Below are 11913 nucleotides of genomic sequence, written 5' to 3'. Positions count from 1 at the left end.
ATTCGGCTAACCTTCGCTTCTTACGGATAACAATATGAATCTGACGAGCAATCCCCACCCTGGAGGCGGACCTGGTGCGGGCGATGCGATTTTGGCCATTCGACGAAGAATTTCTCGTCGAATGCAATGCCGCCGTCAGGCTCCGCGGCAAGCTTCACCATCCAGCCAGAGACACCATCGGGATAGAACTGCTCGTCGATCGCACCGTAGAGAGAGTTGGTGAAATAGACACGGCGACCATCGCGGCTGATCTCAACCATCTGCGGGCCGCCATTCAGCGCGCCATTCTTCGATCCTGGATGTGAAGCACGCGAAACGATGCCGCCGATCCGAACCTTGCCTGTCAGCTTCGGCTTGAACGGATCGGAAACATCGTACTGATGCAGGTCGCCGGTTCCCCAGCAGGACACGTAGAGAAATCTGTCATCCATCGAAAGGTCGATGTCGGTGACGAGTGGTGGCACGGCATTGAAACCCTTCAGCATCGGCGGCAACAGGTCTGGATCGGCGGGCTCCGCCGGAATGTCGATCACCTTTGTCACCGCCCACTGGGTGCCGTCACGGTGCCAGACCCATATCGAGGAGGAGAGGTCCTCAAGACTGAGAACGCAGTTGACAAAACCATAGGCCTTGGTCGGGTCATGCGCGGGTCTAAGTTCGAATACGAGCTGATACTTGTCACCAAAATCGATCGTCTGCAGGTGCTTGCGCTTATGCAGATCCCAGAAGTGCAGACGGCGGCCGTATTTCGCGCCGAGCAGGATTTCCGGGATCAGGCCGTTTTCGAACGTATCCGGCGTGCCCCACTCGCTGGTGACGAGTGTGTCGTGGCCCAGATGCCACCAGACGTCATAGGAAAGCTGTTGCGGTCCGCGATCCATCTCCCACTGGCCGCGCACCTCGAATGTCTCGTGATCCATGAGGAACACGCCGCCCGGTCCCTTACCCTCGGCATTGCCAAGTGCTGCGACATAGATCCCTTCTGGTCCGCAGTGAACGGTATGAGGCCTGGAGTAGCCGGCCCGGTCGGCGACTTCGCCGGGTTCGATGACCTTGACGATCGATGGCCTGCGGCCATCGGGCTTGGTGTCGATGATATGGATACGCGAGGATTTCAATCCGGGCACCACCAGATAGCGGCGCTCTGCATGCGGATGCGGCGCATTCGGGCAAAGGCAGGATGAACAGGCGTTCCAGCCGAAATGATGCAGCTCGTCACCGACATTAGGCATCGCGAGCGATGTGATGATCTGACTATAGGAGGCTGATTGAGGATCGACATCGACGACCGTGAGCTCGTCGGGAACCGCTCGCGTCGGATCGAAGGCGACGACATAGGCAAGTGTCTCCGGCGCAGCCTTCATGGCCATTCGCGGTGACGGATAAAAACTTGGATCGGGTTTCCACGTTACCATGTGAAGTGCTCCTGGCTCGCGTTTGCTGAACAATGAAAGATGTTCGCTAGATGCTTGCCGACAGCCGACTCATCGCTGCGGACGGGGCAGGATCTAAGGATGTTTCGACGGGATACAGATTCGAAACCGCCCTCTGCGGCTGAGCGAGCTGTAGAGGTAATCCTCCCCGCCTAATTGTCTCAGATAATGGCGGGTTTTGGCAGTCCCTTTTTCGCCGCCTCCCTCATCGCGGCTTCCACTTCATCGCTTCATGCAAGTGCCCACCATACGACAGACGTCGCGAATTTCGGCAATCCGCTCGGCAAGCCCCGCTGCCGGCCCTCTTTGCGACGGAGCCGCTCATGTGCTCGCCATGAACGTGCCCTGCTCAACGCCATCGACACCAAAGGCCATATCACTCCTCAGCGCCGCATGGTATATTTTGAGGCATGGCGACTAGGCGCCGCTGGAACAGCAGATTGCTGATCGCGGCGGGTCGCGAGTGCCACATCATGACAGAGGCGCCCCGCTGCGCAGTTGCGGTACCGCTCTCGTGCACAAGATTGGTATCAAGGCGGAAGGCTGTTTCATGCACCGAATCGCCGTCGCAGTTTTCGCGCTTGCAGCCGCGGTCAGTTATTCCGCGCACGCTGAGGTTCTGATCGGCGTTTCAGCCGCGATGACCGGACGGCTCGCGTGGATCGGCGAACAGGGGCAGCGTGGCGCAGAGATGGCCGTGGCCGATATCAATGCGGCGGGCGGCGTTCTGGGCCAGCGGGTGCGGCTCATCGCGGTCGACGACTTCTGCGATCCAGAGCAAGCGGTGGCCGTCGCCAAAAAACTCGTGGCTGACGGTGTGGTTCTCGTCGTCGGGCACTACTGCTCTGGCGCCTCGATCCCGGCATCAAAGGTGTATGAGGCGGCGGGAGTTCTGCAGATTTCACCGGGCTCGACCAATCCGCTGCTGACCGAGCAAGGCCGTGCCAACGTGTTTCGCGTCATTGGTCGCGACGATGCGCAAGGCGTCGTCGCCGGCAACTATCTGGCCGATCATTGGGGCAACAAGAAAATTGCGATCCTTCATGATGGCACCACCTATGGCAGGGGCCTTGCCGATGAGACCAAAAAGCAGTTGAACAAGCGGGGCGTGATCGACACGATCTACGAGGCGTACAGTCCTGCGAAGAATGACTATTCGGTTGAAATTGCTGCACTAAAGGCTGCAAAAGTGGCCGTGGTATATGTCGGCGGTTATCATGCTGAAGTGGCGTTGATGGTTCGCGCTGCACACGATCAAGGCTACGCGGTTCAGTTCATCTCAGGCGATGCCCTGGCGACCGAGGAATTTGCGCTGATCGCCGGTCCAGCCGCTGAGGGAACCCTCTTCACGTTCTCCGCGGACGCCCGGCGGACCCCCGAAGCGGCCCCGGTGGTGGAACGGTTCCGTGCAGAAAACTTCGAACCCGCAGGCTATACGCTGCTGAGCTACGGCGCCGTTCAGGCCTGGGCGCAGGCGCTCAAGGAAGCCGGTTCGCTGGAGGTGCGCAAGGTGATTGCTTCATTGCGCGGCCACTCGTTTGATACGGTATTGGGCCGTATCGACTTTGACGACAAGGGCGACCTCACGGTTCAGAGCTGGGTATGGTATATCTGGAAGGGTGGCGAATACGTGCCATTGGAATAACGCAACGCTGATCACTGCGGATCGCGTTCGAGAAAAAGCTGTGCGGGCCATGTTGACCACATCAGCCGGATCGATGGGTCGCCGCGATGTTTGAACGTCTCGGCATACGTGGCCGCTTACTCTTCGCTTTCTTTGGTATCAGCACCTTCGCGGTGCTCGCAACCGCTGCAGCCGTGTATGCCTTCCTGCAAGTGGGCGAGGTCGTCGAGAGGATCACGGAGCGACGGGTCCCGTCGGCGCTTGCATCGCTCGAGCTCTCCCGCCAAGCTGAGCGGGTCGCCGCCACTACGCCGGCCGTACTTGCTACGACCAGCACGGTTCAGCACAACGAGGTCTCGACTGCGATCGGCGTGGAGATGTCGCGCCTCGAAGAGTTGCTCGCCGCGCTCAAAGGCACCGCGGCAAGCACGGCGGCGGTGGCTGAGATCGAAGCCGCAGTGATTGGCCTGAGGCGCAATCTCAACGCTCTCAACGATCTTGTCGCCGCTCGCCTCGGTGTGGTTGCACGCAAAGAGGAACTGCTGGGCCGTTTGTCGGCTACGACAATCGCAAGCGAGCGTCTTGTGGCACCCGGCATCCTCGTGATGAACTCCAAGGTCCCCCAGTGGCGTGTAACCGTGGCGGATGCCGCCGTACCACCCGAAGCACGCGCGGCGGCAACAACAGAGCTTGCGCAGGCAATTTCCGCCTACATCCCGCAACAAAAGGCCCAAAGGGAGATTTCCGCGATCAACGAAGCGCTGCTCAAAACGGCCGTTGCGCCGACGCCCGGCGACCTAGCGGTGATGTCGTTTCCGCTGCGCCGCTCGGTCGAGTCGCTTGCGGCGGTAACATCGGAGATCGATGAGAAGCTGCGGACGCGGTTCCGCCAGCGCGTTGACGAGTTCAAGGGGCTGATCGACGGCCCGAAGAGCATTGCACAAGCGCGTGAGGATGAGCTCGCATTACTCGCAAACGGCGGGGAGCTATTGGTCGAGAACGCTCAGCTCTCGCGTAATTTGACCCTTGCCGTGGATCGCCTGGTTGCTGCGGCTAACCGTGACATCACCGAGGCTGGTCGTGAAGCTGCGACCGTCCAGCGATACGGTACCGGTGTTGTTCTTGGCTCAGCCGTTCTGAGCCTCCTGAGTTCGGTTCTGATCGTATGGTTGTATGTCGACCGCAATCTTCTTGCCCGCTTGTCGGGGCTGAGCCAAAGCATGCTTGCCATCGCCGGCGGCAATCTTCGAGCACCACTGCCTGCCACCGGCCGCGACGAGATCGGCCGCATGGCCAAGGCGCTTCTGTTGTTCCGTGACACTGCGGTCGAGGTCGAGGAAAAAAACCTGCGTGAGGTCGCCGAAGCGCGCCAGCGACTCGTCGATGCAATCGAGAGCATCTCCGAGGGCTTCGCCCTTTACGATGCTGAGGACCGACTTGTTCTGTGCAACAGCCGCTATAGGGAAATCCTCTATCCCGGCATAGCCGATGCCGTCGTGCCGGGTGCGCAGTTTGAGACGATTGTCCGCAAGGCGGTGGAACAGGGCCTCGTCGAGGATGCGAAAGGTCGGGAGGAGGAATGGCTCGCCGCGCGGCTTGAGGCGCACTGCAACCCTAAGCAGACGCTGGTTCAACATCGCAGCCATGACCACTGGGTTCAGGTAAACGAGCGGCGCATTACCGGCGGCGGCACGGTCGCGGTCTACACCGATATCAGCAAGCTTAAGAGGCATGAAACGGAGCTCGAGATTGCCCGCGACGCGGCCATGGCGGCGACCCAGGCCAAGAGCAAGTTCCTTGCCAGCATGAGCCACGAGTTGCGCACGCCGCTGAACGCCATCCTGGGCATTACCGAAATGCTGCAGGAAGATGCGAGCGAAGCCGGCCAGGACGAACTGATCGAACCGCTTCAGCGGGTCTCGCGCGCCGGCAAGCATCTGCTCAAGCTCATTAATGAGGTCCTCGATCTGTCAAAGATCGAGGCCGGCCGCCTGGAATTGCATATCGAGGAGTTCGATATCGCAGGAATGGTTCAAGATGCCGCCACAACCGCGCAGCCCCTTGCGCAGAAAAACCACAACCGGATCATCATCCACTGCCCGGATGACATTGGCAGCATGCGCGCCGATCAGCTTCGGGTGCGCCAGATCCTCCTCAACCTGTTGAGTAACGCCTGCAAGTTCACGGAGAACGGCCAAGTGACGATTGGGGCGACCTGCGCGAAGCATGATGGAGGCGGTGGCGTGATATTCACCGTCGCCGACACTGGCATCGGTATGACGCCGCAGCAGATGACGAACCTGTTCCAGGAGTTTAGTCAGGCCGACAGTTCCACCACCCGCAAGTACGGCGGCACTGGGCTAGGGCTTGCCATCAGCCAACGCCTGTGCCGCGCGATGGATGGCCAGATCACTGTGGACAGCACTCCCGGCGCCGGTACCAAGTTCACGGTGTGGCTGCCGTCGGCAATCGACGCAGGCCCCACGCTGGAAGAAAAGCCGGCCCTTGGCACCGGGGTCGCCGCTGACGATAACCTTGGCCTCGTCTCGAACGTGGTCCTCGTCGTTGATGACGATAAGGCGGTGCGGGACCAGATGCGCCGCTTTCTTGCCCGCGAGGGTTGCGATGTAGTGACGGCCAGGGACGGTGCCGAAGGCCTTAATCTGGCCCGGCAGGTGAAGCCAGCGCTCATCACCCTTGACGTGCTCATGCCGGGTTGCGACGGCTGGAGCGTCCTGCAGGAACTGAAGGCGGATCCTGAGCTCGCGAGTATCCCCGTGGTGATGCTCACCATGGCCGATAAGAGGAATCGAGGGTACGCACTCGGTGCCGCCGATTACTTGATGAAGCCGATCGACCGCGACGCGCTCCGGAAACTGATCGCCAAATTCTGGTCGGGCGCGCCCAGCCCGGCGCTTCGTGTTCTGATCGTCGAAGATGATGAGAACACGCGCCAGCAATGGCGTCGCATATTGAGCACCGAGGGTTGCGATGTGGACGAGGCCGAGAATGGCCGGGTCGCGCTGGAACGGCTCATCCGCGCGCCTCCGGACCTGATCATTCTCGACCTCATCATGCCGGAAATGGACGGCTTCGAGTTCCTTGTCGAACTGCGAAAGCAGCCTGCCTTCAAGGCGATGCCGGTCGTGGTTGTAACGGCGGCGACCCTTGGCAAGGAAGACCACCGGCGTTTGAACGGTGGCGTCGAGCGCGTGCTCGCCAAGACCGCCTTCAGCCGCAACGAGCTTCTGGAGGAATTGCGCAAGATGGTTGCTCGATACATTGTCAAACGAAGCTCACCTGACAAGGATCGCCGTGATGGTTAGGATCCTCTATGTCGAGGACAATGAGGACAACATCTACATGCTGTCCGCGCGGCTAAGACGCAAAGGCTACGAGGTAGTCGTCGCCACCAATGGCGATCAAGGCGTGGCGCGTGCACGATCGGACGCCCCGGCGCTCATCCTGATGGACTTAAGCCTTCCCGTCCTCGACGGCTGGGAGGCGACAAGACGTCTCAAGGCATTGGCTGAGACGCGGGGTATTCCCGTGATCGCACTCTCGTCGCACGCGATGGCTGGCGACCGCGAAGCAGCACTGGCGGCCGGGTGCGATGACTTCGATACCAAGCCCGTCGACTTCGCGCGCCTGCTTGGAAAGATCAAGGCCCTGCTCCCAAAGGAGTCGATGCCATGAGTGAGGTTGGACCTGCCCTGCTTGTCGTCGATGATAACGAGGACAATCGCTTTACGCTGACCGAGCGGTTGAAGCGAGAAGGCTACCGGAATGTTGCATGCGCCAGCAATGGACGGGAGGCCCTCGAAATGCTGGTAACGAGACCGTTCGACCTGGTGCTGCTCGACATTACGATGCCGGAAATGGACGGCTACCAGGTGCTCGAGCACCTGAAAGCCGACACAACGCTGCGCAACATTCCGGTTGTCATGATATCGGCGGTCGATGAGATCGACAATGTGGCGCGCTGCATCAGCCTCGGCGCCGAGGATTATCTGGCAAAACCGTTCAACGCGGTTCTGCTGCGTGCCCGCGTGGCCGCGTGCCTGGAAAAGAAGAGGCTGCGCGACCAAGAGGCGGTATATACGCAGCAAATCGAAAACGAAAAGCGCCGAGCCGACGAGCTTCTGTACGCCATCCTACCCGCCGGCGCGGTGCGCGAGCTCAAAGCGACCAATGAGGTCCGGCCCCGCCGATACAATGAAGTCGCGGTGCTATTCTGTGATATCGTTGGCTTCACAGCCTATTGCGATGAGAATCCGCCGGAGAAAGTCGTGGAGGATCTTCAGGCGCTGATCGGCGAATATGAACGAATCGTCCGTCAGCATGGAATGGAGAAGATCAAGACTATCGGCGACGCTTTTATGGCTACGGCCGGCCTGTTTGATCGCATGCCAGATCCGGTTTTTGCCAGCTTGCAATGCGGGCTCGACATGGTGACGGCATCACGCCGCATCGAGCCCAAATGGGAAGTGCGAGTCGGCGTTCAATTCGGTCCGGTTGTGGCGGGAATCATCGGACAACGGCAATACGTGTTCGACCTGTGGGGCGACACGGTAAATATGGCCTCCCGGATCGCAGCCCATGCTAACCCTGGGACCGTAGCGACCAGCGGGGTCACGTGGCATCGCATACGCGAGCGGGGTCGCGGGCGCTCACTGGGCTTCGTAGAAATCAAGGGCAAGGGTCGGATTGAACTGATCGAATGCCAGGAACTTCGTTGAGGGGACCGGAACAACCCTTCGCCATGCAGCTCGTCTTGCCCAGGCTGAAACGTTCCTGAGCAACGGCAAAGGCATGCTGCTTTCGCGGCAGATATAAAACCGCTGAAGGTCCGGATTAGGGCCCCGGAAGCGAAGATGAGTGCCGTTTTGCGTAGCTGGTGACTGTGACCCAAAGCCAAGGTGCAAGGTGGCATCCACGGTCGCTCACGATCGGAAAAACAGACCAATTGCGAGCACCTCTAGCTTAAGCATTTGAAATCATGTGAGAATCCAGATTCCAAGCCAGTTCTCGCTAAATCATCGTGAACCTCGCGGGATACCCCGGCGTTCAGGCCGGGGAGGAACGCGAGAGCGGCCTTGGGCCACTTCGCGCTGGGATTTGACATATTCGGCGATCACCGAGAGCGGTGCGCCGCCACAGCTTGCCACAAAGGAGGACGGCGACCACAAAACGCCCTTGTGGTAGCGCCCGGTGATTTCCGGGCGGCTCTCGCGCAGACGTCGGCTGGATACGCCTTTGAGGCTGTTGACCAGCTTCGACAGGGCGATCTTCGGAGGGTAATGCACCCGCAGGTGAACATGATCGTCCTCGCCGTCGCATTCGATCAATCCGGCCTCGAAGTCGCGACACAGCTTGGCGAAGATGCGCCGCAGGTGGCGGATTGCCGGTTCTGACAGAACGTCATGGCGGTATTTCGTGACAAAGACCAAATGACCATGGAGCATGTAGACGACATGCCTGCCGGTGCGATCCACGGTTGCGCTCCTTGGAGCAATTGATAGAATCGTAACATGATCCACCGCGCTTTCCGCACAAGCTCGCTCCGACCGCCGAACAAGAAGTCCTGTTGCGGCAGTTCGCGGGTGTTGTGCGGCTGGTCTATAATCTGGCGCTGGAGCAGCGCAGGGACTGGTGGCGGCATTACCGGCGGCAGACCGGGAACCGCTTGAACGACATCGCCCAGGCGCGGGAATTGACCGCACTGCGGGCCGCGTTCGACTGGATTGCCGCCGTGCATGTGACGCCCCAGCAGCAGGCCCTGCGCGATCTGGATAAGGCGTATGCCAACTTCTTGGCCGGGCGCGCAGGATATCCCTCGCGCCGCAAGAAGGGCGTGAACGGCGCCTTCCGCTTTCAGCGGGAGATCGAGGTCAAGCGCCTGAACGGCAAGTGGTCCGCCGCGCGTCTTCCCAAGATCGGCTGGGTGAAGTTCCGCGACACGCGGCGCCTGCGTGGCAAGACCATGAATGTGACGGTGAGCCTGGCGGCGAACGGCTGGCACATCGCCTTCGCCTGCGAAATCGACCATGCCGTCCCGCAAAACGATTTGCCCGCCGTGGGGATCGACCGGGGCGTGGCGAACACGCTGACGCTTTCGACCGGGGAGCATTGGTGGATGCCTGCCGGCCTTGCGGAGATCGAGCGCAGGAAGCGCCGGGCCCAGCGCGTTCTGGCGCGGCGCAAGCGCGGGTCGAGTCGTCACGCCAAGGCCCGCCGCCGCGTTGCAGCCTTGCAGGCCCGTGCTGCCCGCATCCGGCAGGATTGGCGGCACAAGGCCAGTCTTGATATCGCCCGTCGCTTCGCAACGGTCGTGCTGGAAGACCTCGCCACGCGCAACATGACGCGCAGCGCCAGGGGAACCGTGGACGCGCCCGCAACCAACGTCTGCCAGAAGGCCGGCCTGAACCGGGCGATCCTCGAACAAGGCTGGCACGGCTTTGAAACCGTGTTGGCCGACAAGCTCGAAGAACGGGGCGGATACCTGTGCAAGGTCGATCCCCGCCACACCTCGCAGACCTGTTCGGCCTGCGCCGCCGTGGACAGGGAAAGCCGCGAAAGCCAAGCGTCTTTCCGCTGTTGCCAATGCGGCTTGCGCGCCCATGCCGACCACAATGCTGCAATCAACATCCTGCGTCGGAACACGGCGTCTATGATCGTGGAGGAAGGGCAGCCGCTCTCCGTTGAAGCGATAACGATCGGCGGAGCTTCGCGCCCCCTCGGAAATCCCCCGCTTTCAAGCGGGGGAAGATGTTAACTTAAATCCTTGTGTTTCTGGGTGTTTCGGGTCGCGTTTTTGACGCGATATGTTTGTCGTCCGTGAGGTCGGTTCGATCACTCGTCGGGTTAGTCAGCATATGTCCCCGGCACCGCGGCGCGTCTCACCTCGGCCGGCGGATGGCCCGCACTTTACCGCTGCTCCCGCCGCCGCAGAAGAGCCGATCGCCGCCATCGGATTCGAGCCCGGAGACGCCCACAGCGGCCGGCATAGCGAGCACTTCCAGGACCTCTCCCGTTTCAGGGTCGATTTGCCTGACCTCGCTCTCGTCACCTTCCCAGGTGGCGTGCCAGAGTTCGCCGTCGACCCAGGTGACCCCCGTGACGAAGCGGCTGGACTCGATGGTGCGGAGAATCGCTCCTGTCTCGGGATCAATCTGATGGATCTTGCGGTCCCGGTATTGCCCCACCCAGAGCGTGCCCTCGGCCCAGGCAAGGCCAGAGTCGCCGCCGCCGGGCGCCGGGATCGTGGCGAGCACACGGCCGGTCTTCGGGTCGATCTTCTGGATGCGGTCCTCGGCAATCTGAAACAGGTGCTCGCCGTCGAAGGCGGTCCCTGCGTGCGCGGCAACATCAATAGAGCGCACTGTCTCTCCGCTCGCGGGGTCGAGGGCGTTCAGTTTGTCTCCGGACGCAAACCAGACGTGCCGGCCGTCGAAGGTGACGCCGTGCACCTGCTCGGCACCCGGAAAAGGTCCATATTCACGGAGAATTTCGGCTGCGGATCTTTTCATGATTCCACCCTGTCGTTCAGGTTTTCAACTCAGCTCAGGCACCGACCTTAATCACCCGGCAGCGGACCGGGGAGTAACAATATTGTCGGAAATCCCGGCACGGGCGGGGTCATCCAGCGACGCGCCCGCCCGCGACCATAAGACTGCACCTTGCCTGCTGCGGCAAGCTGCTCGAGCGCCCGCTGTACCGTGCGCGGGCTGGCTCCGAGCGCGATCGCAAGTGCTGAGCTCGACCATGACTCGCCGTCGGCGAGAAAGGCGAGCACCGCCGGATGCTGCTCTTCGACAGGCGGCACCAGCACAGCGATCTCGCAATCCCGGCGCGGCGCCAACGCAAAGCCTCGCTTCGTCGCCTTCACATCTGCAAGCGTCCGGATTTCCGCGCGCAGCCGCCCGATCTCGACCCGAAGCCGCGCGCGATGGGATTCATCGGCATGTTTTCCCCGGAATGCGCGTGCGATGAGCGTGCCCCTCGGCACGTCTCCAGGCCAGGCTTCGCCCAGCGCACGGGCAAGCGCGAACAATACCGGGCGCGTCGCGAGCGGGACGGCCAGCCGCTCGTCCCGCACGATATTCCGGCACGCGTCCACAACAAGCGCACCGGACGCCGGGAGCGCTTCGATCTCCTCGAGCAGGAGCGGGCGTTCCTCACCACGCGCAATCAGGCGCGCTGCGGGCGTTATCAGGAGGAGGGATGTTCGTTCTACCTCCGCCGTGAGCGCAGGGATGTCTGCCTCGCTCGCGGCGTGTCTGGCCCGCGTGAGAGCCTCGCGCGCCGCTTTCGTCTGGAGACGCCGAATGGCGATCCCCGCAACAACCAACTCATGGGCGGCCCTGGACGCGGGCGGAAGCGGTGCTTGGTCGAGCGTAGCCAGCATACGCTCGGCCTCGTCAAGGCGGCCGATCAGGAGCAGGCGCCGGACCTCCACATTTCGTGCATGCGCGGCATTGATGCGGTCGCCGTGGGCTTCGAGGGTCGCCCGCGCTGCGTCGAGCGCCTTCGCGGGCCAGGTGAGATCGCGCGAGACGAGTGCGATCTCGGCCTCGGCGACGACACACCTTGCGCGCGCCACCTCCTCCTTGCGGCCGAACGCACGCGCCGCACTCTTGAGGAGAGCCGTGGCCCGGACGAGATCGCCGAGCTGCGCCATCGCAATACCCCTGAGCGCAAGTGCTGGCGCGTCGTCGCGCAGGGCGACCCGCTTCAATGCGCTAAGGGGATCGCCTGCGGCGAGGGCGCGTGCCGCGGCAGTGATCAGCGAGTCCATCGGAATCCCGTCACACTTGTAACTCCCACCATTCGATATCCGGCCCTAGTCTATTCACG

Annotated in this window: 9 protein-coding genes and 1 pseudogene; 6 read left to right on the top strand and 4 right to left on the bottom strand. The window is 61.7% G+C overall.

What is annotated here, in order from left to right; all coding sequences use genetic code 11:
* Nucleotides 1-20: 20 nt before the first annotated feature.
* Nucleotides 21-1415: a selenium-binding family protein gene (locus QA644_RS02305; RefSeq protein WP_283070900.1), complete on the bottom strand. Its 1395-nt coding sequence runs from the start codon at nt 1413-1415 to the stop codon at nt 21-23.
* Between the two features lie 568 nt (nt 1416-1983).
* Here QA644_RS02305 and QA644_RS02300 point away from each other — a divergent pair.
* From QA644_RS02300 to QA644_RS02280, 5 genes and pseudogenes are all read left to right on the top strand, one after another.
* Complete coding sequence (locus QA644_RS02300; RefSeq protein ID WP_283070898.1) at nt 1984-3078, top strand: branched-chain amino acid ABC transporter substrate-binding protein; 1095 nt, start codon at nt 1984-1986, stop codon at nt 3076-3078.
* An 86-nt stretch (nt 3079-3164) separates the two neighbouring features.
* A pseudogene (locus QA644_RS02295) lies at nt 3165-4859 on the top strand (PAS-domain containing protein); the annotation flags it as partial.
* A 3-nt stretch (nt 4860-4862) separates the two neighbouring features.
* Nucleotides 4863-6383, top strand: a complete 1521-nt coding sequence (locus QA644_RS02290) for a response regulator (protein ID WP_283072433.1) — start codon at nt 4863-4865, stop codon at nt 6381-6383.
* Nucleotides 6376-6753 (top strand): response regulator, encoded by a 378-nt coding sequence (locus QA644_RS02285; RefSeq protein ID WP_074066754.1) that lies wholly within the window; start codon nt 6376-6378, stop codon nt 6751-6753. Before QA644_RS02290 ends, QA644_RS02285 begins: the two co-directional genes overlap by 8 nt.
* Nucleotides 6750-7796 (top strand): adenylate/guanylate cyclase domain-containing protein, encoded by a 1047-nt coding sequence (locus tag QA644_RS02280; protein WP_283070895.1) that lies wholly within the window; start codon nt 6750-6752, stop codon nt 7794-7796. Before QA644_RS02285 ends, QA644_RS02280 begins: the two co-directional genes overlap by 4 nt.
* A 297-nt stretch (nt 7797-8093) precedes the next feature.
* Here QA644_RS02280 and tnpA read toward each other — a convergent pair whose 3' ends face one another.
* A complete protein-coding gene (gene tnpA / locus QA644_RS02275) occupies nt 8094-8522 on the bottom strand; it encodes an IS200/IS605 family transposase (protein WP_283072432.1) in 429 nt (142 codons plus the stop codon).
* 122 nt (nt 8523-8644) lie between these two features.
* On the opposite strand from tnpA, the gene QA644_RS02270 reads away from it, so the two are divergent.
* A complete protein-coding gene (locus QA644_RS02270; protein WP_283070893.1) occupies nt 8645-9832 on the top strand; it encodes a transposase in 1188 nt (395 codons plus the stop codon).
* A gap of 124 nt (nt 9833-9956) precedes the next feature.
* Here QA644_RS02270 and QA644_RS02265 read toward each other — a convergent pair whose 3' ends face one another.
* Both QA644_RS02265 and QA644_RS02260 read right to left on the bottom strand, forming a co-directional pair.
* On the bottom strand, nt 9957-10586 hold the full coding sequence (locus QA644_RS02265) for a PQQ-binding-like beta-propeller repeat protein (RefSeq protein WP_283070891.1): 630 nt from the start codon (nt 10584-10586) through the stop codon (nt 9957-9959).
* Nucleotides 10587-10633: 47 nt separating this feature from the next.
* Entirely contained in the window at nt 10634-11854 is a 1221-nt protein-coding gene (locus QA644_RS02260) for a helix-turn-helix domain-containing protein (protein ID WP_283070890.1), read from the bottom strand.
* Nucleotides 11855-11913: the final 59 nt, after the last annotated feature.

Origin of the sequence: Rhizobium sp. CC1099 (assembly GCF_029714385.1) — a bacterium.
Taxonomy (GTDB): Bacteria; Pseudomonadota; Alphaproteobacteria; order Rhizobiales; family Rhizobiaceae; genus Rhizobium.
The sequence above is the reverse complement of the archived record's forward strand: the minus strand, read 5'-3'. Positions and strand labels throughout refer to the sequence as shown.

Coding starts and splice junctions, on each gene's coding strand:
- QA644_RS02305 (WP_283070900.1), bottom strand. CDS start 1,415: ATGGTAACGTGGAAACCCGATCCAAGTTTTTATCCGTCACCGCGAATG.
- QA644_RS02300 (WP_283070898.1), top strand. CDS start 1,984: ATGCACCGAATCGCCGTCGCAGTTTTCGCGCTTGCAGCCGCGGTCAGT.
- QA644_RS02290 (WP_283072433.1), top strand. CDS start 4,863: ATGAGCCACGAGTTGCGCACGCCGCTGAACGCCATCCTGGGCATTACC.
- QA644_RS02285 (WP_074066754.1), top strand. CDS start 6,376: ATGGTTAGGATCCTCTATGTCGAGGACAATGAGGACAACATCTACATG.
- QA644_RS02280 (WP_283070895.1), top strand. CDS start 6,750: ATGAGTGAGGTTGGACCTGCCCTGCTTGTCGTCGATGATAACGAGGAC.
- tnpA (WP_283072432.1), bottom strand. CDS start 8,522: ATGCTCCATGGTCATTTGGTCTTTGTCACGAAATACCGCCATGACGTT.
- QA644_RS02265 (WP_283070891.1), bottom strand. CDS start 10,586: ATGAAAAGATCCGCAGCCGAAATTCTCCGTGAATATGGACCTTTTCCG.
- QA644_RS02260 (WP_283070890.1), bottom strand. CDS start 11,854: ATGGACTCGCTGATCACTGCCGCGGCACGCGCCCTCGCCGCAGGCGAT.